Here is a 20,562-nt window from a genome sequence, read left to right as displayed (position 1 = left end):
CCTTGCATTTATATGTGAGGGGTGGAGAGCCTTTTTCTGTTCATCCAATTACAGAATTACAATTGATTTTAAAAGGAAGAGGGAGATTCCATGTTAGCTGATCAACAGATTTTACGGCTACCCGGACCAAGTCCAATCCCGCCAAGTGTAAGCCGGGCAATGGCCCAGCCAATGATTGGACATCGGGGGCAAAGCACAGCAGATCTGCTGGGAGATATACGACCAGGTTTAAAGAAGGTTTTTGGCACCAGCCAGGAAGTGTTGATATTGACTGCAAGTGGGACGGCAGCGCTGGAGGCAGCCGTTGTCAATACGGTGTCACCGGGAGAAGAAGTGCTGGTCGTCGTCACCGGCGCATTTGGCGAACGGTTCGCGGATATTTGCAAAGCCTACGGAATTCATCCTCATATTGTCGAAACAGAATGGGGAAAAGCGGCGGCTGCTGAGGACATCACGGAGATGCTTCAAGCTTATCCGGCAATAAAGGCGGTATTCATGACCTATTGCGAGACTTCCACGGGTGTTTTAAACCCGGTAAAAGAATTGGCTGAAGCGATTCGAAAGAATTCGGAAGCGCTGGTTATTGTGGACGGCGTTTCCTGTATTGGCGGCGTGGAAACGAAAATGGATGACTGGGGCCTGGATATCGTGGTCAGCGGCTCCCAAAAAGCGTTTATGCTGCCGGCTGGGCTTGCTTTTATTGCAGCAAGCGAACGGGCGTGGCATATAATCGAAACGAATCGGCAGCCCCGATTTTATCTGGATCTGAAAAAGCATCGGAATAACCTTTTAAAAGATGCCACTCCATACACACCGGCTCTGTCAATTCTATTTGGCCTGAAGCAGGCACTGATGTTGATGGAGGAAGAAGGTCTGGAAGGTGTTTACGCGAGGCATCAAGTGATGATGAAGATGGCCAGGTCCGCTTTTAAAGCACTGGGAGTTCCGCTTTTGACAAGTGACGAAGATGCTTCACCCACTGTAACGGCAATAAGACCCGAAGATTTTGATGCAGAAGAGCTGCGTAAAATATTAAAAGAAGAATTTGCCATGGAAGTGGCAGGGGGTCAGCAGCAATTGTCGAAGAAAATTTTCCGGATCGGCCATATGGGCTATTGTTCTCCGGCAGACCTGTTGCAGGCGATAGCTGCTATTGAAATCGGTATTGTGAAAGCAGGTAAAAAGATTGAACTCGGCAGCGGTGTGTGTGCCGCTCAGCAGGTATATTTGAACGGAGGGATGAGCAGATGACGAATTATAAGATTTTAATCAGCGATCCGATGAGCGAAGAAGGTATTTTCCCTCTTCGGGATACAGAGGGCATCACGGTGGTTTTTGATACAGATTTGAATCCGCAAGAGCTGGCGGAAAAAATTACTGGCTTTGATGCGCTGCTCGTGCGCAGTAAAACGCAGGTGACACGTGAATTGATTGAAAAGGCCGACAAGCTGAAAATTATTGGCCGTGCGGGTGTTGGTGTGGATAATATAGATTTGGAGGCAGCGACTGAAAAAGGGATTATCGTCGTCAATGCACCGGACGGCAATACGAATTCTGCTGCGGAACATACGATGGCAATGCTGATGTCGATGGCCCGAAAAATTCCGCAGGCATTCACCGCGATGCGAAACGGGGAATGGGACCGGAAATCATATGTAGGTGTTGAGTTGAAAGGGAAAACTTTGGGAGTTGTCGGATTTGGGCGCATCGGTGCAGAAGTGGCTGTGCGTGCCAAAGGACAAAGGATGAACATCATCGCTTATGATCCGTTCCTGACGCAAGAGAAGGCAGAAGAACTCGGAATCAGCTTTGGGACAGTGGAAGAAGTGCTGAAGGCGTCGAATTTCGTTACTGTCCATACTCCTTTAATGAAAGAAACCCGGCATCTGATAAATGAAAAGGCTTTTGGCCTCATGAAGAAGGGCGTGCAAATCATCAATTGTGCACGAGGCGGCATTATTGACGAAAAAGCTTTATACAATGCAATCAAATCCGGCAAAGTTGCAGGCGCAGCGCTTGATGTATTTGAACAGGAACCGATGGTGGATTTCCGGCTGCTCGATTTGCCTGAAGTGGTTGCGACTCCTCATCTTGGTGCCAGTACGCATGAAGCGCAGGAGAATGTAGCGATTGATGTCAGTCTGGATGTGGTCAGTTATTTCAGTAAAGGAGTTGTACGAAATTCCGTTAATCTTCCTTCTGTGCCGGAAGAAATCATGAGTAAAATTGAACCGTATTTCGATCTTTCCGAACGGCTCGGGGCGTTTCTGACGGATCTTTCAGGCAGTACGGCAACGGAAGTGAACATCAGTTATTCAGGAGAACTGGCTGATTCTGAAGTCGGTCCGCTGACGCGGAATATCCTGAAGGGCATTCTGAAGCGGCATTTGGGAACACGGATAAACGATGTCAATGCTATGTTTATCGCCCACCAGAAAGGGATCACGGTAAATGAAAGGAAATCTGCTGCTGCGGGAGGCTTTACCAGTCTGATTTCCGTGGAAATCCTGACACAGGCAGGCAAATGGAAAACCGCGGGCACTTTATTGAATGGGCAAGGCGCACGTATCGTCAGAGTTGATGATTATATCGTAGACGTCATTCCGACCGGGCATCTCTTATTTATCCGTCACCATGACCGCCCGGGTGTAATTGGCCGCGTCGGAACACTTCTCGGGCAGGAAGGCGTTAATATTGCGACGATGCAGGTGGGACGGACGGCGGAAGGCGGCGATGCAATAATGATGCTGACGATTGATAAACCGGCTGAAGCCGAAAGCATCCGCCAACTGGAAGAGCTTGCGGAAATTGAAAAAGTTAAGGCAGTGAATATATAGAGAAATTGAGATAAGAAATTAAAGATTCTCCAGCAGCGGAATTAATTCGTCAAGTCCATGGATTTCAAAATCGGGAACAATGGATGCATTGGCCGTCTGATTGTCGCGGTTCAGCCAGACTGACTTTATGCCCGAGCGGTTTGCTCCAAGTATGTCGGTCATGAGGTTGTCTCCCACCATGATTGCTTCGGATTTAAGGTGTCCGCTTTTGGCTACAGCGAAGTCAAAAATGGATGTATCCGGCTTGCCAATGCCAAAAGCACCTGACACAATGATGTCATCGAAATAAGGAGCGATTTCCGGCGTCATGGTGAGTTTTGTCTGTTGCAGGCTGGGGGAGCCGTTGGTAAGCAACATCAGCTGAAAGCGGTCTTTCAATTGGTCGAGCACCTGGAAGGTCTCATCAAACACAAGGGGGTTTTGTGCGCGCATCATGGGGAAATGCTCACTGAGCTTTTGACCGAGTGTTCCATCGTCAATACCCGATTTTTTTAAGGCGCGTGTCCAGGCCGTTCGCCTGTATTCGGGCATGAGCTTCTTCATGGTCTGGAATTGTTCGCCGGCATCATCAAAAACACCCCATAATCCTTCAAAAGGGTTTATGCCGATGGATTGGGTGAATTCATAAACTGAGGTTTCAGAATAACTGGCAGCAGCTTCTGATCGAATCGATTGTTCCAGCAGCGAGGCATCAACGCCGCAGACGGCTTCTGCATATTCGCAAGTCATCCGCAACGAGGCAGCGACACTCCTCTTATCCCATAACAGGGTGTCATCCAAGTCGAACAGAATAGTTTTAATCATTTTATGTCAGCTCCTATAATGCTTTTTTCAAGTGTACTGCAGCCATCCGGAAAATCATAGAGTTGACACATTTGAATGGAATGAAATAATTTAGGAATGCTATCATGTTGGGAGAAGGAGTGAAGTTCATGAAAATTGCCATGTCCAATCGACCTTTGATCGAAGAAGCGGGTTATTTTATTCAAAATTGCTACGCAGAAATTGGAATGAATGAAACAGATATAGAAAATCGTTTAAATGAAATTATAGAAGAAGTTAATCAGACTGGTACTTATCAACATAGCTTTGAAGAACTCGAACACGGTGCCCGAATGGCTTGGCGAAACAATAATCGCTGCATCGGCCGGTTGTTTTGGAATACGCTGACCGTTTTCGATGCGCGGCATGTGAAAACAGCTGACGGAGCTTTTGACGAGTTACTGAATCATATTGAATTCGCCACGAACGACGGCAAAATCCGGCCGTCATTGACGGTCTTTCCGGCGCAACAGGATGGGAAAGACAAACTGCGTATCTGGAATCATCAGCTATTGCGTTATGCGGGCTATGAAAGGGATGGAACTATAATTGGTGACTCATCCTCCATTGAATTTACAAAACAATGTCTGGAGTTGGGATGGAGAGGAGAAGGTACTGCCTTTGATATCCTGCCGATCGTCATCGAAGAAGCGGGAGTAGGACTGAGGTATTTTGAGTTGCCGGGGCAGGCGATAATGGAAGTTGAACTGAACCATCCGGAGATTGAAGGTTTTGCCGATCTTGCGGCAAAATGGTATGCCGTACCGATCATTGCGGATATGAAAATGGAAATTGGTGGTATCCATTACACGATGGCACCTTTTAATGGCTGGTATATGGGAACGGAAATCGGAGCACGCAACCTTGCCGATGAAGATCGCTACGACCTTTTGCCGGCAGTAGCGGAAATAATGGGCCTCGACACGAAATCCAACCGCTCGCTATGGAAGGACAAAGCGCTAGTTGAGTTGAATATAGCTGTATTGGAATCATTCGCTAATGCCGGAGTTACAATAGTGGACCACCATACTGCAGCCAAACAGTTCAAGAGCTTTGAAAGGAAGGAAGAGGCAGCCGGCCGCACGGTCACAGGTAATTGGGCTTGGCTGATTCCTCCGTTGTCACCCGCAACAACGCATATTTTCCACAAGCCATATAACAATGACATCATCAAACCGAACTTCTTTTATCAGAATCTGCCTTATCAATCTTAAGAGGAGGGTATGCATGAAAGAATTTAAAGTCACTTATTTTTTTGATGAAGAACATTATATCCGGAGATTCATTTTTGAGGAGTCCCAGGAAAAAGCGGAAGCTCTTATTCAAAGTGAGCGGGATCAGTATATTTCATTTACCGACAGCAGAGGGATCTATCATGAACTGCAAACAGGAAAAGTAAGGGTCACCCAAATTTCCGAATACCACAGGGTTGATAAAACAAAACTGTGACAGGCTCTGCATCTCAGTTGCAGAGCTTTTTTCTATTTGTGCTTTTTCTGCAGTATGGCTCGAATATCTCCTCAGGTTTAATATATAATAGAAGGAGTAGACATTCTTTACACTCAAAGTTGAGAGAAAGTGGGAAACAAAATGGGACGCAAGTGGAATAATATCAAAGAGAAAAAAGCATCCAAAGATGCCAATACAAGCCGTATCTATGCAAAGTTCGGACGCGAGATTTACGTGGCTGCCAAACAGGGCGAGCCGGATCCCGATTCGAACCAGGCATTGAAAGTTGTGTTGGAACGAGCGAAAACATATAATGTGCCAAAAGCGATTATTGACCGTGCGATTGAAAAAGCAAAAGGCGGTTCCGAAGAAAGTTATGATGAACTCCGCTATGAAGGTTTCGGTCCGAATGGCTCGATGGTCATTGTCGATACTTTGACGAATAATGTTAACCGGACCGTATCGGATGTCCGGGCAGCCTTTGGCAAGAATGGCGGCAATATGGGCGTCAGCGGATCTGTCGCTTATATGTTCGACCACATTGCGGTCATAGGCATCGAAGGGCAGAAAACCGGGGATGAAGTGCTTGAAATGATGATGGAAGCGGATATCGATGTTCGTGATGTCGAAGAAGAGGATGAAGCCGTCATCGTATACGCCGAAGCGGATCAATTCCACCTCGTTCAGGAAGCTTTCAAAGAAGCTGGAATTACCGAGTTCACTGTGGCTGAGCTGACGATGATGGCGCAGAACGACGTCGAACTTCCGGAAGATGCACAGGAGCAATTCGAAAAAATGATAGAAGCCATTGAAGATCTCGAAGACGTCCAGCAGGTTTATCACAACGTCGATTCAGGTGAATGAAGATAACAGAAACAGTCCTTTTATACAAAAAGGTCTGTTTTTTTATCCGCGATGCATACTATTCGTGTAATATGTAGTTCAAGATTTGTTGTATATAGAATCACGGGAAACATGCTTAAAGGGGATGGAAAGATGTTTGATTTTCAGGTGCTGGCATCAAAGATAGTGGAAGAACTGACAAACTTGATCGATAAGAATGTGCTGGTGACGGATAAGAATGGTTACGTTATCGCCAGTACGGATCCCAGCCGGTTGAATTCTTTCCATGAAGGTGCAACATTGGCGATGAAGAATCAGCAGCCTCTTCATATGACGAAGGAGATGTGCGAAAATCTGGTTGGTGTCCGGCCAGGAATCGTCATGCCAATCATCATTTCCGATTTGCCGATCGGTGTGCTGGGCGTTACAGGTAAACCTGTGGAAGTGGAAAAGTATGCAAAGCTTGTTAAAAAGGTAGCTGAGCTATTTATTACCGATTTAATCTCCAGGCAGGAAAAAGAGCGTGGGATCCGTGAAATCGAATTTTTCTTTTTTGACCTGGTGACTTCTGACAGTTCTTTTGAAAGCATAGAAGAACGGGCAAAAATGCTGAATATCGATACGTCACTGTATCGGCGGGTTGCCATGATGCAAACGAATCGCCAATATGAAATTGAAGACGTGGAAAATCTGTTGCGCATCCAGACGATTCACCCGGAGATGAAAATCATCAGGTGGGGGTTGGAAAGGCTTATTTTTTTATTGCCGATTGTTCAGAAACAGGAACTGGCCATCGGTTTGCAAAGGATTTCACAGAAAATTGCCGGAAAAGATAAAGGGAAACTGCCTGTAGGTGTGGGCAAGGCCGGTGATTTTCATCACCTTAAAGAATCATTCAAGCAGGCGGAGATGGCTCATGCCGTTTCAGCGAGGCAGGGGGAAGTTGTTTTTGAAGAAGAACTGAAGTTGGAACTTCTTTATTATTCCATCCCAAAAGAGGTTCAGGAAGAGTTTGTAGCTCGTACAATTGCTCCGCTTCTGGAAGAGGAGGAACTGCTCCATAACCTTGAAGTGTTTCTTCAGAAAAGAACTTCTGTTCAAGCGGTGGCTGATGAGTTGCACATCCATAAGAATACCTTGCTTTACCGGCTCAATAAAATTGAAAATCTGCTTTCCATCAATTTAGCCGATAATAGTGATATCGCAACTATATACACAGCGCTCCGCCTATACAGAAAGAAATGACCCTTGATATTTTAAGGGTCTTTGTTTATTTATACAAAAATATTATCGGAGTTTTAAATAAATTTGTACGATTACTACATAGATTGAATGACTGGATGCATATTATAATAATATGAGAGCGTTATCAATGAGGCGGTGGTAAGAATGTCGGTAAAAAGAAAAGACCTTTTTGTTTCAATAGTGGGAGAAGAAAATGTAAAAGATTCACAGGCGCAGTTGCTTGCTTATTCATATGATGCAACAGCTAATTTCCAGTCGAAACCTGACTTGGTCATTTCACCACGGGATACAGAGGAAATTGCTGGAATTGTGAAGATTTGTGCAAGTGAACAAATTCCAATTATTTCGAGAGGTTCGGGGACGAATCTTGCCGCAGGAACTGTGCCGAATCAAGGCGGTCTTATTGTTCTATTCAACAATATGGATGAAATACTCGAGTTGGACATGGAAAATTTGACGATTACTGTGCAGCCGGGTGTTATTACCCAGAATATTTGTGATTTTGTCGAGGACAACGGTTTATTTTATCCTCCGGATCCAAGTTCCATGAAGATTTCGACCATCGGAGGAAATGTCAGTGAAAATTCCGGAGGTCTCCGGGGCTTGAAGTACGGGGTGACGAAGGATTATGTAAAAGCGATGACAGTGGTTCTGCCGGATGGTGAAATATTAAAGCTCGGAGGCAAGCTGGCGAAAGATGTTGCAGGTTACGACCTGATGTCATTGTTTGTGGGATCTGAAGGTACTCTCGGCATCATCACAGAAATTACGCTCAAGCTGATTCCTTTGCCAATTTCGAAAAAGACAGGGATAGCCTATTTCAATTCATTGGAGGATGCAGCTGAAACTGTTTCTGCTATTATCGCAGATAAAATCATCCCGGTTACATTGGAGTTTATGGATAAAGGTACCATAGGTGCAGTTGAGGACTTTATGAAAATAGGATTGCCTCTGGATGCGGAAGCAATGCTGTTGATGGAACAGGATGGCAATGAGGAACAAGTTGCGAGTGATATTCAGCAGATGATCAGGATAGCCGAACAAAACGGCGCAACTTCAACGGCGATTGCTTCTTCCAATGAAGAAGCCGAAATTCTGAAAACTGGCCGCCGTGCCGCATTATCCGCATTGGCGAGAAAACGGCCCACCACAATTCTCGAAGATGCCACCGTGCCGAGGTCGGAAATCGCCAAAATGGTCAAAGCCATTCAGCAAATTGCAGTGAAATATGATGTGCAAATCAGTACATTCGGCCATGCGGGGGATGGGAATTTGCATCCGACCTGCCTGACGGATGTAAGAGATGAGGAAGAAATGCTGAGGGTCGAACAGGCGCTGGCTGAAATTTTCCATATTGCAATTGAACTTGGTGGAACGATTACAGGCGAACATGGCGTCGGAGAAATGAAAGCTCCTTACCTTGAATGGAAATTGGGAACAAGCGGCATAAATGTTATGAAAGGGATTAAACAATCGATCGATCCGCAGAACATCATGAATCCTGGGAAAATGTTTGCCAAGGAAACGAAGATGAGGCTGGTGATCAATAATGGTTAGCGAATTACAGCAACGCATGCAAGATTCGTTTGTGGAACATGTTGATGAAGAGTTGCTGATGGATTGTATGCGCTGTGGATTTTGCCTTCCGGCCTGTCCCACTTATCTTGCAACGAATCAGGATGAAACGCATTCCCCCCGAGGCCGAATTGCATTGATGAAAGCCATGCGGGACGGAGATGTGGTCTGGGATGGTTCCGTCGAAGACGCTTTCGACATGTGTCTCGGTTGCCGTGCATGCGAACCGGCCTGTCCGGCAGGTGTACAATACGGCGTTCTGATTGAAGAAACGAGAGTGGCGGTGCAGCAGGCGAAGCCGATAAACCTGAAAGAAAAAACGGTCCGCAAAGCGACTTTTGATGGTGTCTTTGCCGACCAGAAAAAAATGGCGTCCGGAGTGAAGCTGGTTCAGTTTTATCAAAAATCAGGATTGCAGGCAGCAGCTAGGAAAATTGGTTTTTTGAACCTGTTTCCACCATTTATGAAACAAATGGAAGCGGTGTTGCCAAAAGTTGAATCGAAGAAGAAGCGGGAACCGGTTTTGAAGCCGACCAGTGTAAAAGTGGCTTTCTTCTCAGGCTGTCTGATGGATACTCTCTTTCAGGAGACGAATCGAAAAACGATTGAGATGCTTGAATGGCTTGGTGCCGAAGTGGTCATTCCGAAAGAGCAACAATGCTGCGGAGCACTCCATGGCCACAGCGGCGAAATGGAAAAAGGGCTGCGCAACGCCAAAGCAAATGTTGAAGCATTCGATTCGGATGACTTCGACTATATCGTCAATAATGCCGGAGGCTGCGGTGCTTTTCTTTCAGAATACGGTAAACATTTGGAAGGGAATCCGCAATACACTGAAAAAGCGGCAAGTTTTTCCGATAAGACGATTGACATCTCTTCATTATTCGTCAAATTGGGCTTGAACTCAAAGTTAAAACAAATGGGTGGGGCAGAAGAATCGCTTGTAACCTATCAGGATTCCTGCCACCTCCGCAATGTTAACGGTGTGTTTTTAGAGCCAAGGTCGCTCCTTCAGGATGCACCGGGCTTTGAATACAAAGAGTTGATCGATGCCGGCAGTTGCTGCGGGTCAGCAGGCATCTATAACATTCTGCAACCGGAAATGGCAAAACGCATACTCGATGCGAAAATGAAAGGGGTGAAGAAAATGCAGCCTGCCATCGTGGTTACGTCCAACCCGGGCTGCCTCATGCAAATGCAGGTGGGGATTCAAAGTGAAGGATTGGAAAAAGAAATGAAAGCGGTTCACATCGTAGATTTCCTCTACGATTCGATCCACCAAAATCAAACACTAGCTTGAAGGATATATATTGATCGGTAATGCTCTAATATTTTGCCACAAGCTCATAAAAACTTTAAAACAGCCGGCCCTTCATTTGATGGGCCGGCTGTTTGATGAAGAATAATTTCAGAACATTTGCTATACTGTCCCTATCAGGATGAAACGGAGGCGTTACGATGAGAGATTTATGGGAATTAACACATTCTTCACATCGTATTCGGGTGGAAAGCACGTGGAATCAAAAGAAATTATGGGTTGATGGGGTTCTTCAGGATGACCAGCCCGGCTTTGCACTCAGCTCCAGATTATTTGGGAAGTTGAGAGGCATGGACGGAGAAATTCAGGACATAAAGGTTTCATTGGGACTGGGATGCTGCCATACAAAATGCAGAATCTTTATTGCTGACAGTCTGGTTTATTCGACAGAAATTGCATGGGAAGGCTGAAATAGAAGGAGAATGATAGATTGAAAATTATTGATACACATTGTGATGCTCTATTCAAAATGCAGGTAGCGAAAAGAGATTCACTTTACCATGCGCCCCTATTAAACTTTGAGAACGCGGGAGAATTGGATACGAATTTTCAGCGACTGCAGGCAGGTGGCATCAACGTGCAATTTTTTGCAGTTTTTCTACATCCGGAGCTGCCATCTGATGAGAAATGGCAGCACGCTCTTGAACAGGTGGATTTATTCCATACAGAAATAATTGAAAAAACCCCACAGATGCGCCATATCAGGAAGTGGGAGGATATCGATAAATTAGAGGCTGGTGAAATCGGTGCGGTGCTGACGCTTGAGGGGGCAGAACCGATCGGGAATGACCTTGCCAAGCTGCGCCATCTCTTCCGGCTGGGCGTCCTCTCCGTCGGTTTGACATGGAATTACGCCAATCTTTGCGCAGACGGAGCCGATGACCCAAGAGGTGCCGGATTGACGTTATTCGGAAAAGAAGTTGTCAGTGCAAACAATCATCACCGAGTCTTCACCGATGTTTCCCATCTGGCAGAAAAAGGTTTTTGGGATGTACTTGAATTAGCGGACTTCCCGATTGCCAGCCACTCGAATGCACGCGAGCTGTGCAACCATGTCAGGAACTTAAGCGATGAACAGGCACTCGCCATGTTCCGTAAAAATGCCATGGTCAATGTGGTTTTCTTTCCTGAATTCATTAATGCAGGAGGGAAGACAGCGACAATCGCGGATCTTATTCGGCATATCGATCATTTCTGTTCACTTGGCGGGGTAAATCACATCGGATTCGGTTCCGATTTTGATGGCATCAAAATCCATACGGATGAATTGCGAAATGCCGGAGATTATCCAAATCTGATCAATGAACTGCAGAAACATTATACTGAAAACCAGGTCGAAGGGTTTGCGCACAGGAATTTTATGAACCACTTGCCGGTCTGATCCAATTTGAGATAAAATAAAACCTCTTCGCCGTAAGCATTTGCTTGTGGCGAAGAGGTTTTTTAAACTATTAATGTACTTTGGCCGGCTCATTCTTTGTATTTTTGTGTCTGTGGATGATGGCGTTGATTTCAGCGCCGATCACCAGGATGAGACCAGTCAGGAAGAACCACAGGATAAGGACAATCAGACCGCCAAGACTGCCGTATGTGGCGCTATAACTGCCGAAATTCGATACGTAGAATGAGAATGCAAGCGACACAAGCTGCCATAATACGGTGGCGATTAAAGCACCAATAATAACTTCTTTAAATGGGAAGTGTTTATTCGGTGCAATTTTGTACATAAATGCCAGAACAATACTCATTACTGCAATGGAAATAACCCAACGGAGTACCTGGAATATAATTTCTGTCTGTGACGGCAGGTTCATGAATGAACTGATCATATCAATGATCGCCCCGCCAAAAATCGGTAATACAAGAGCTACGATAACTGCAACCAGCATGAACAATGTCAAGAGGATTGCGATGCCTTTCTGTGCGAAGAAAGATCTTGTCTCTTCCACATCATATGCTTCATTGGTTGCTTTGATGAATGCGCTTACCGCGTTTGATGCGGACCACAATGTCCCCAGGATACCGAATGTCAATAGACCGCCGGATGGTGTCGTGACAACGCTGACAATTTGTTCTTCAAATGTCGAAGCAACTTCGCCGGGAAGAATAGTGCCCAGAAAGTCCATAACGCGTTGCGGCTCGATTTGCAGATAAGGCAGGATGGCCAGCAGCAGGATCAATAATGGAACGATTGCAAGAAGATAATAATAAGCCTGTGCCGCTGCTAAAATAGTGGCATTGTCTTCTTTAAACTTTGCTCCGAATTCTTTTCCATAGGATTTTGCTTTTCCCATATCTTCAACCTCCAATTTTTTGAATTCCTTAATTTTTGTATGCCCGCTCGTGGCATACATTAACCCTAAAGCAGTTTATTATAAGAAAAAAAGGAGGTATTGGCAGCGGGAAATAAACAGAGGCAGAAAGGAGAGTGGCTCCTTTCTGCCTCTGTTCACTATTTTCCTGCTGTCTGTTCATCCAGTATATCGAGAGAGATTTTCAGGATGTGGTGGTTTTCCATTTCCAGAATGGACCAGCGGATACCATTATTTTTAAATTTGCTCCCGATTTCAGCTTCTATCAATTGATGCTGAATCCAACCGGCAATCGTATCGATATCTTCGCTGTCATCGAACTCCAGGCCAAAGCGCTCCTCCAGATCTTTTAAAAGTACCCTGCCGTTCAATAAATAACGTTGTTCGTTTACTTTAATAATATCCGCTTCTTCATCTTCATCAAATTCATCCCGGATCTCACCGACAATTTCTTCGAGAATATCTTCCATTGTGATCAACCCGGACGTACCGCCATATTCATCAATCACCAGTGCAATATGGGTACGGTCTTTCTGCATTTTTACCAAGGCTGTCTGAAGAGGGGTGGTCTCATGAAAATAAGGCAGACTATGGATCAGATCCGTCATTTGGACTGACCCATTCACCGCATAATGGGTAAGGATTTCCTTGGCATTGATGAAACCGACAAGATCGTCTTTGTCACCATCACGGGCGATCGGATACCGTGTAAATCGGTGTTCCCGGATTTCCTCCAACAATTCCTTCGAAGTAAGGGAATCGGGAAAAGCGATCATTTGTGTCCGCGGCACCATGACATCTTTAGCGCTGCGTTCGTCAAAAGCGAAGATGTTCTGCATATAGGATAACTCCGCCTGATTGATTTCTCCGCTTTGAAAGCTTTGAGCCATGATGATTTTCAATTCTTCTTCCGAGTGGCCCTGTTCGGCCTGAGAAGGCTGTACGCCGAAAACGCGCAGCAGCAACCGCGACGTACCCGTCATGATGAAAATAAAAGGAGACATAAGTTTTCCAAACACGTACAGAACAGGAGAAAGCGCAAGTGTCATACGTTCAGCCGAATGCAGGGCGAGAGACTTTGGCGTCATTTCACCAATCACAACGTGCAGGAAAGTTACCAGCGAAAATGCAAGAATGAAAGAAATCACCAAAGCCGATGAATTCGTCAAACCGAAATCCCTGAAAAATGGAAGGATGAGCTGCTCAACGGCCGGTTTGCCGAGCCAGCCCAGTCCAAGCGCAGTCATTGTGATGCCCAGCTGACAGGCGGACAGGTAATAATCGAGGTCGCTGAGGATCTTTTTGACAAGTCCGGCTCGCTTATTTCCTTCTTCGATCAACTGATCGATGCGGGACATGCGGACTTTCACTAATGCAAATTCCGCTCCGACAAAAATAGCTGTAAATAAAATTAATAAAACGAATAACGCTGCATTCACTAAAAGTATGGGGTCCAATAAATTCCCTTGACTAAGGGATTCACCTCCGGGTTGATTTGATATAAGTTGAATTAAAGAATCAGCATAAATATAACGCTTCGGCGCTATGGACAGAGCAAAGATTATGCTCCTGCGCAAGCTCGTCGCAAAGGAGGCGCCATCTTCGTTTGGCGCACCTTGCCTCCCGCAATAAGCCGAGAAGACTACTCGTCTTATTGCTCCGTCGGCATTCGCCTGCTCCTGAGCCGCGCCGGCGCTGGGAGAGTGGCTTAAGCTGTGAGAGTATCTGAGATATGGAGCAAAACAGCGAAGAGTTGGCCGAAGGTAGTTCGGCCGACTCTTTGCGACGAAGCAGCGCAGCGATGCAGGAGCAAAAATAATAATCGTGCTCCTGTCTCTGCATCGCTTCGCTAGCTTCGAGACAAGAAAACCGTTGCAGTGCTACGCACTTCGTCGCAAAGGCATTATCCTTGCAGGCGTCGGCTAATGCCTTCGAAGCTGTTTTGCGGAATATCGGTTCTTTAGGATAATAAGTTCAACATATATAATAACTAATTTACCACAAGGTGATTAGGAAATATATGGCGAATGCTTATGGCGCTCGAGAACCTGCAAGGTAATCTCTTTGACGTCAATGACACTGTCTTCATTAATCACGTCTTCGAGGAGAATATTCTTGAAATAGCCGACACTTGCTTCAAGCGGGATATTGAGCAGTTTCGTTAATGCGATGCGGTACATTTTTCCGAATTCCGGATCTGCATTGCCCCTCTTCATTTCATTGAAAGATTCATAGAATTGGTCCAGCTTGTCAGCGAGTTCAAGCAGGCGACCCTCAATTGTTTCGTCTTTACCTTCTTTCATGCGGTCGAAAAAGACCTGCTGAAATTCTTGAGGGATTTCCCGGATGATGAATTTTTCCATCATACCTTCTTCGACCTTGGCGATCATTTCCTTCAGTTCGGGTGAGGAATGCTTGACCGGTGTTTTGATATCGCCGATAAAGACTTCCGCGAAATCGTGGTTGATTGTTTTTTCATAAAGTGATTTCCAATCGATATCACGACCGGCTCGTTCTTCAATCGTTGCAAAGAACATGGCGTATTGGCTGACCTTCCAGGAATGGGCAGCTACATTATGTTCTTCGAACTTAAATCTTCCGGGAGCCCGGATGATACGCTCCAAATCGTTTAATGAGGTGAAAAATGTATGAATTCCCATATCCAAAACTCCTTTTTCTATAATTCTATATCTCCACCATACCCTTTTTTCCGTATAATAAAAGAGGACACAGCAGAAGGGGAATCAGCATGACTGGAAAAACACACATCATTGGCGGCGTAGCAGCAAGTCTTGCATTCGCACAAATTACGAATTACGAACCGATCATCCTGCTCGGAGCAGGAGCAGTCGGAGCATTGATACCGGATATTTGCCACGGCGGCAGTAAAATCGGCCGGACGTTTCCATCCTTATCAAAAATCATCAACGCAGTTTTCGGCCACCGGACATTCACGCACAGTCTGCTCTTTTTAGCGATGGCAGCATTTCTTTTTTTCACCTTCCTGCCCAATGAGGCGCTTGCAGCCGGTTTACTGGTAGGAATGGGCAGCCATCTATTATTGGATATGGCGACTAAAAACGGCATAAAATTATTGTTCCCTTTTAAGATGAGAGTCCGGTTTCCGGTTACAACAAAAACGGGTGGCACAGCTGAGCATATGATTTTTGCGCTGCTTTCACTGCTCTCCGTCTATTTCGGCTATTCGGCTTTTGATTTCGTTTATTGACCAAATAGATAGATTGTCCAACGAAGTAGGGACTTCTTTGAGGCAGCCCATTCGGGTGTTTTCTTTGGAGTGATTGGGGAATAGAACGTACAAGACAATCTTTTAGGAGGGACATCCATGAGCAAACAGGAATTTTCCGACCGGGAGCAAGAGAACAAAAGCACAAGGCGTGGCGGCCAGAAACATGGAAGTTTTGGCGGAAAAAATTCCGAAAAGCGTGACGGGGAACAACTCCGAAAAGAAGGAGCGCACAGCAATACCGGCATTGGAGATGAAAAGACTCCTATCCGTGAAAATGAAAAAGAATAAATCAAAAGCTTCCGCATTTATTATTGCGGGAGCTTTTGATTTTGTAAAATAAAGGATAATAGCTTGTTTCTTGTTTAAAATAGGGATAAAGTTATAATAGAAGTCGTTAGACTATTCTGCAAGTTGAATTTGAATTGGAAATGGAGGAAGAAAATGATTAACTCAACATGGAACTGGATGTGGGACAAGCATGACCAGGCAAAAGACATGCTTCGCTTTTTTGCTAAGCCGGGTTCTCAGATTCCAGATGACCGGGACCGCGCGGAAGATGCGGGTACATATGATGAACGATATAAGAATAGAAGCTATAATACCCCGCAATTGATCGGTTTGTTTTTGGGGCCGCTGCTGTTTGTGCTGACGCTGTTGTTTTTTAATCCTGACGGTCTGCCTCCGGAAGCAAAAGGAATTTTGGCAAGCACAATCTGGATTGCGACATGGTGGATCACTGAAGCGATTCCAATTCCGGCCACTTCACTTTTGCCCATCATTCTATTTCCAATAACAAACGGTCTGGAGATTGGAGCGACCACTTCAGCTTACGGAAACGATACCATCTTCCTGTTTATGGGCGGCTTCATGATTGCCTTGACAATGGAAAAATGGAATTTGCACCGTCGGATCGCTTTAACCATCATTTCGCTTATCGGAACAAATACGGAGCGAATCATTTTAGGCTTTATGGTTGCCACCGGCTTCTTGTCGATGTGGATTTCCAATACGGCGACCGCCATGATGATGGTGCCGATTGGTTTGGCAATCATCTACCAGGTGTCCGATGCACTGAAAGATGATCCATCCATCGACACGTCGAAGGAAAACTTCGGGTTCGGTAAAGCGCTGATGCTGGGTATCGCCTATTCCGCTTCGCTTGGCGGAATCGCAACATTGATCGGCACACCACCGAACACACTGCTTGCAGGTGCTGTCAATGAAATTTATGGCATTGAAATTACGTTTGCCCAGTGGATGCTGTTTGGTGTTCCGTTGGCTTGGACATTTATCTTTATAGCGTGGTTCTATTTGATAAAAGTGGCATACCCGCAGAAATTGAAAAAATTACCTGGCGGAAGTGCAGTAATTCGTGAAGAAAAAACGAAGCTCGGCACACCTTCATATGAAGAAAAAGCTGTGTTTACAGTTTTTGTTCTGGTTGCTCTTGCTTGGATCAGCCGCTCGTTCGTACTGGACGCCTTTGCACCGGACCTTGAAGTGACAGATGCAATGGTCGGCTTGATTGCAGCACTGATTCTATTTATTATTCCATCGAAAAATAAAAAAGGTGATAATTTGCTCGACTGGGCGACTGCTGTGAAATTGCCATGGGGCATCCTGTTGCTGTTTGGTGGAGGACTCGCCATAGCGGCAGGATTTACAAATTCCGGCTTGTCTGATTGGATCGGCAGCCAGCTGACAGGATTGCAAGGAGTTTCTGTACTGCTAGTTGTTCTGGCTGTTGCAGCACTCGTGCTGTTCCTGACAGAAATCACTTCCAACACGGCAACAGCGTCGATGATGTTCCCAATCATGGCATCACTTGCTGTGGCGCTTGGTGTCCATCCATATGCACTGTTGGTAACGGCGGCAGTTGCAGCATCCTGCGCATTCATGCTTCCGGTCGCGACTCCACCGAATGCGGTGGTCTTCGGATCCGGGTACCTGCGGATTGCCGATATGGCAAAAGCAGGACTTGCGCTTAATATTTTCGGCATTTTCTTTGTCGCGTTGGCCGTCTACTACTTCCTGCCGCTCGTTTGGGGCATTGACTTGATGTCCATCCCTGAGCAGTTTATCGAATAAAATCAGAAAAACCGGATCAGCCTCAAGCGGCTGATCCGGTTTTCTTTTTGAATAGGGTAAGAATCAGGAAATAAATAATAGGTAATAAAGCGGTGAATAAGATCAGGCCGCTCCACCCGCCAGAAATCCAGAGGGGGCTCAAGAACGAGCTGCCGAGCGCGACGCCGATGTAATAAGAAACCAGATAAAGGCTGGAGGCGCTGCCTTTGTGATGTGTCGCTTCCTGGCCGACTGAAGCGGCCGTCAATGAGTGGGCAGCGAAGAAACCGAAACATGTCAGGCACAGGCCAATAACAATCAGCCATAAATAAGGGCTTAGCGTCATAAAGGTTCCGAGCGATAGGAAGAGGACGCCGAGCAACCTGACTTTCTCCAAGCCGAAACTCTCCGCCGCTTTGCCGGCAATCGGAGAACCGATTACGCCGATGCTATATGCAAAGAACAGATACGAAATAGACTGTAGTGACATATCGAACGGGTGCGCCTGCAAATAGAAAGGCAGGTAAGTCCAAACCCCTGTAAACGAAATTTGCAGCACAACCCCGAGGCCGAAAACTACCTGCAGAACCGGGTTTTTCAAATGAATGAGAAATCCTGAAATGTCCTTAGCAAAATTCACGTTGCTCGCTGTAAAATGGCGGGAGCGGGGAAGGAGTTTCCAAACACCGGCGAAAAGGATCAGGCCAATCCCGGCGAAAATATAAAAGGTTGTCTGCCAGGAAAAAGTATCTGTCAAAAAACCGCTTAATACGCGTCCTAGCATGCCGCCCAGTGCATTGCTGGATATATATAAAGCCGTTGCATAGGCAACGTTTTTCCGGTCTATCTCTTCGCTGATGTAAGCCAGGGCGGCGGCTGGCACTCCTGCAAGGGCGAATCCCTGGATGAATCGTAGTATTAAGAAAACAGTGAACGACTCAGTCAACGGGGTGATGAAAAAAGGAATGGCCGATCCGAGGAGGGAATAGGTGATGTACGATCTCCTGCCGTTGCGGTCTGAAAAAAAACCGAGGACGATTAAACCGATGATCAGACCGATTATGGTCAAAGACATTGCCAAGCTGGATACAGAAACCGAGATTTGAAATTCTTCAACAAAAACGGGAAGAAGCGGCTGAATGGCGTAAAGGTTTGCAAATATAAAAAGGGAAGCCAGGAGCAGACTGATGATGATTTTCCAAAACTCACGATCTTTAGTTGTGTATTTGTAAGTTTGCATACCTTCACTTCCGTTCGTCTATCGATGAATTTCATTCTATCATTTATCAGGAAAAATTAAACAATTGTGTGTTCGCTTCATTCGACAAAAAACTCCCGCAATCTTAAAAAATTGCGGGAGTTTTGTTTATATTTTATTGAAGTATGAAAGAATCTGCTTTTTGGATGGTTCCTGTAAACGGTAGCGCAATTCTTTGTTCTGCGTGTTGACAATATGGTAAGCCGGATTTTCGGCTACAGTGAATTTCCAATGTGGTTTCGTGTTTTTCTTCGTGATCTTTAGCTCAGGAGGCATCATCTTGCCAATGAAACTTTCAAGCTTGGCCATCAGGAAAGTGTCCATATAGCGGACAATCAGAAATCCTTGATGTTTTTCAGGATCGTATTTCGCAAGAGTGAAATCACTGATATCAAATCCTTTTTCATATCGCTGAACAGACGGTGACAATACAAATGTATCCTCATTTGTAAATACAGCCGAATTGCCCTGTTGCTTCAGCCCGAGTTCTTCTACCAGGAAATCTTTATTGACCAAACTCATTTCTCGTGCAGTAGCCATGTTATTCCTCCTTACAGAAATCAATGTATTATTATTATAACACTCTTTCCTAAGGAAAGGGTTTAGAAGACTTCATATTAAAAGGAATCAAGAAATAATAAACATAAAATTAACAGTTAATGTAAAATTATTGGAATTTATTTATTGTATTTCTGTTATTTTGCTGGAAATGTGCATAAACCCGTGGAATAGGGAATAAATAATTATGGAATTTTCAATGCAGTCGGAAGGGATTTCGCATCCAGTCAGGCAGAGGGTGTCTGTTAATTTTTTGAAAGAAAGATACAATTACTGGGAAAGGGTGGTAGATATGTGCGGAAGATTTGCATTGTATGCCGACTATAAAGTGATATTGGAACGTTTCGACATCGAGGAGGATTCGTTTGGCGAAGATGAATACGAACCAAGCTATAATATAGCTCCCTCCCAGCAAGTGGCTGCAATTGTCAGTGACGGCCAAAAAAACCGTCTCGGAAAACTGCAGTGGGGATTGATCCCGCCGTGGGCAAAAGAAGCGAAAATTGGCTATAAGATGATCAATGCCCGGGCCGAAACAGCTGCTGAGAAACCGAGTTACCGAAATGCCTTTAAAAAGAAGCGCTGCCTCGTAGTGGCCGATTCCTTTTATGAATGGAGAAAAGAGGAAAACGGTAAAACACCGATGCTGATCCGGATGAAATCAGGCGAGCCTTTCGCGTTTGCAGGCCTCTGGGAATCCTGGACATCGCCTGAGGGCGAAACGATCCACAGTTGCACCGTACTGACCACTAAGCCGAATAAACTGATGGCATCAATCCACGATCGCATGCCGGTAATTTTATCGAAGGAAGCTGAAAAGATCTGGTTGGATCCAAATGTCCAGGACATCGATTTGCTTCAAAGCTTATTGGAGCCTTTTGATGATGGCGAACTGGAAGCGTATCAAGTATCTGATGAAGTCAATTCACCCAAAAATAACAATCCCGAACTCATCCGGAGAATAAGTTGAATTTATCCGGAATATAACAACGGAAAGAGGGCCTGGAAGGCGGTCCTCTTGTTTTTTT

The 20,562-nt window shown here is 45.4% G+C and carries 20 protein-coding genes and 1 other annotated feature (1 of these 21 only partly in view); of the genes, 14 read left to right on the top strand and 6 right to left on the bottom strand.

Annotated features, from left to right (window positions below; genetic code table 11):
- Positions 1–6: a binding site (T-box leader), on the top strand (it extends 214 nt beyond the left edge of the window).
- Between the two features lie 84 nt (positions 7–90).
- Both ACFQ1X_RS00805 and serA read left to right on the top strand, forming a co-directional pair.
- Positions 91–1,251 (top strand): pyridoxal-phosphate-dependent aminotransferase family protein, encoded by a 1,161-nt coding sequence (locus ACFQ1X_RS00805; protein ID WP_144840590.1) that lies wholly within the window; start codon positions 91–93, stop codon positions 1,249–1,251.
- Entirely contained in the window at positions 1,248–2,837 is a 1,590-nt protein-coding gene (gene serA, locus ACFQ1X_RS00800; RefSeq protein WP_144840591.1) for a phosphoglycerate dehydrogenase, read from the top strand. Before ACFQ1X_RS00805 ends, serA begins: the two co-directional genes overlap by 4 nt.
- A gap of 18 nt (positions 2,838–2,855) precedes the next feature.
- Here serA and ACFQ1X_RS00795 read toward each other — a convergent pair whose 3' ends face one another.
- Positions 2,856–3,641 carry an HAD family hydrolase gene (locus tag ACFQ1X_RS00795; protein ID WP_144840592.1) on the bottom strand — a complete coding sequence of 262 codons (786 nt, stop codon included), beginning with the start codon at positions 3,639–3,641 and terminating at the stop codon, positions 2,856–2,858.
- A 128-nt stretch (positions 3,642–3,769) separates the two neighbouring features.
- Here ACFQ1X_RS00795 and ACFQ1X_RS00790 point away from each other — a divergent pair, with 128 nt between their 5' ends.
- The 8 genes from ACFQ1X_RS00790 (at position 3,770) to ACFQ1X_RS00755 (ending at position 11,470) form a co-directional block, all read left to right on the top strand.
- Entirely contained in the window at positions 3,770–4,873 is a 1,104-nt protein-coding gene (locus ACFQ1X_RS00790) for a nitric oxide synthase oxygenase (RefSeq protein WP_144840593.1), read from the top strand.
- Between the two features lie 13 nt (positions 4,874–4,886).
- On the top strand, positions 4,887–5,108 hold the full coding sequence (locus tag ACFQ1X_RS00785) for a hypothetical protein (protein ID WP_144840594.1): 222 nt from the start codon (positions 4,887–4,889) through the stop codon (positions 5,106–5,108).
- Positions 5,109–5,249: 141 nt separating this feature from the next.
- Positions 5,250–5,972 carry a YebC/PmpR family DNA-binding transcriptional regulator gene (locus tag ACFQ1X_RS00780; RefSeq protein WP_144840595.1) on the top strand — a complete coding sequence of 241 codons (723 nt, stop codon included), beginning with the start codon at positions 5,250–5,252 and terminating at the stop codon, positions 5,970–5,972.
- 132 nt (positions 5,973–6,104) lie between these two features.
- Positions 6,105–7,196 (top strand): CdaR family transcriptional regulator, encoded by a 1,092-nt coding sequence (locus ACFQ1X_RS00775; protein WP_144840596.1) that lies wholly within the window; start codon positions 6,105–6,107, stop codon positions 7,194–7,196.
- A 144-nt stretch (positions 7,197–7,340) separates the two neighbouring features.
- Positions 7,341–8,753 carry an FAD-binding oxidoreductase gene (locus ACFQ1X_RS00770; RefSeq protein WP_379080936.1) on the top strand — a complete coding sequence of 471 codons (1,413 nt, stop codon included), beginning with the start codon at positions 7,341–7,343 and terminating at the stop codon, positions 8,751–8,753.
- On the top strand, positions 8,746–10,071 hold the full coding sequence (locus ACFQ1X_RS00765) for a (Fe-S)-binding protein (protein WP_144840598.1): 1,326 nt from the start codon (positions 8,746–8,748) through the stop codon (positions 10,069–10,071). The genes ACFQ1X_RS00770 and ACFQ1X_RS00765 overlap by 8 nt, the downstream gene beginning before the upstream one ends.
- Before the next feature lie 158 nt (positions 10,072–10,229).
- Positions 10,230–10,499 carry a hypothetical protein gene (locus ACFQ1X_RS00760; RefSeq protein WP_144840599.1) on the top strand — a complete coding sequence of 90 codons (270 nt, stop codon included), beginning with the start codon at positions 10,230–10,232 and terminating at the stop codon, positions 10,497–10,499.
- A 20-nt stretch (positions 10,500–10,519) separates the two neighbouring features.
- Positions 10,520–11,470 (top strand): dipeptidase, encoded by a 951-nt coding sequence (locus ACFQ1X_RS00755; protein WP_144840600.1) that lies wholly within the window; start codon positions 10,520–10,522, stop codon positions 11,468–11,470.
- A 70-nt stretch (positions 11,471–11,540) separates the two neighbouring features.
- Here the strand turns inward: ACFQ1X_RS00755 and ACFQ1X_RS00750 are convergent, their stop codons facing one another.
- From ACFQ1X_RS00750 to ACFQ1X_RS00740, 3 genes are all read right to left on the bottom strand, one after another.
- Positions 11,541–12,383 carry a YihY/virulence factor BrkB family protein gene (locus ACFQ1X_RS00750; protein ID WP_144840601.1) on the bottom strand — a complete coding sequence of 281 codons (843 nt, stop codon included), beginning with the start codon at positions 12,381–12,383 and terminating at the stop codon, positions 11,541–11,543.
- Between the two features lie 158 nt (positions 12,384–12,541).
- Positions 12,542–13,858 (bottom strand): hemolysin family protein, encoded by a 1,317-nt coding sequence (locus ACFQ1X_RS00745; protein ID WP_379080932.1) that lies wholly within the window; start codon positions 13,856–13,858, stop codon positions 12,542–12,544.
- A gap of 552 nt (positions 13,859–14,410) precedes the next feature.
- The gene (locus tag ACFQ1X_RS00740; RefSeq protein ID WP_144840602.1) at positions 14,411–15,061 is read right to left on the bottom strand and encodes a YfbR-like 5'-deoxynucleotidase; all 651 of its coding nucleotides are present in this window, start codon (positions 15,059–15,061) and stop codon (positions 14,411–14,413) included.
- Positions 15,062–15,150: 89 nt separating this feature from the next.
- On the opposite strand from ACFQ1X_RS00740, the gene ACFQ1X_RS00735 reads away from it, so the two are divergent.
- From ACFQ1X_RS00735 to ACFQ1X_RS00725, 3 genes are all read left to right on the top strand, one after another.
- Positions 15,151–15,630, top strand: coding sequence for a metal-dependent hydrolase (locus ACFQ1X_RS00735; protein WP_144840603.1), 480 nt, complete (start codon positions 15,151–15,153; stop codon positions 15,628–15,630).
- A gap of 117 nt (positions 15,631–15,747) precedes the next feature.
- Entirely contained in the window at positions 15,748–15,939 is a 192-nt protein-coding gene (locus ACFQ1X_RS00730; protein ID WP_144840604.1) for a hypothetical protein, read from the top strand.
- Positions 15,940–16,092: 153 nt separating this feature from the next.
- On the top strand, positions 16,093–17,739 hold the full coding sequence (locus tag ACFQ1X_RS00725) for an SLC13 family permease (protein WP_144840605.1): 1,647 nt from the start codon (positions 16,093–16,095) through the stop codon (positions 17,737–17,739).
- Between the two features lie 22 nt (positions 17,740–17,761).
- Here the strand turns inward: ACFQ1X_RS00725 and ACFQ1X_RS00720 are convergent, their stop codons facing one another.
- Together ACFQ1X_RS00720 and ACFQ1X_RS00715 are read right to left on the bottom strand one after the other, a co-directional pair.
- Complete coding sequence (locus ACFQ1X_RS00720) at positions 17,762–18,958, bottom strand: MFS transporter (RefSeq protein WP_144840606.1); 1,197 nt, start codon at positions 18,956–18,958, stop codon at positions 17,762–17,764.
- Positions 18,959–19,084: 126 nt separating this feature from the next.
- Complete coding sequence (locus ACFQ1X_RS00715; RefSeq protein WP_144840607.1) at positions 19,085–19,516, bottom strand: hypothetical protein; 432 nt, start codon at positions 19,514–19,516, stop codon at positions 19,085–19,087.
- A gap of 310 nt (positions 19,517–19,826) precedes the next feature.
- Between ACFQ1X_RS00715 and ACFQ1X_RS00710 the strand changes: the two genes are divergently transcribed.
- The gene (locus ACFQ1X_RS00710) at positions 19,827–20,504 is read left to right on the top strand and encodes an SOS response-associated peptidase (RefSeq protein ID WP_144840608.1); all 678 of its coding nucleotides are present in this window, start codon (positions 19,827–19,829) and stop codon (positions 20,502–20,504) included.
- The last annotated feature ends 58 nt before the right edge of the window (positions 20,505–20,562 follow it).

Origin of the sequence: Metaplanococcus flavidus, assembly GCF_042675885.1 — a bacterium.
GTDB classification, from domain to species: Bacteria; Bacillota; Bacilli; order Bacillales_A; family Planococcaceae; genus Planococcus; species Planococcus flavidus.
Note: the sequence above shows the minus strand (reverse complement) of the source record. Positions and strands in the feature narration are given on the sequence as shown.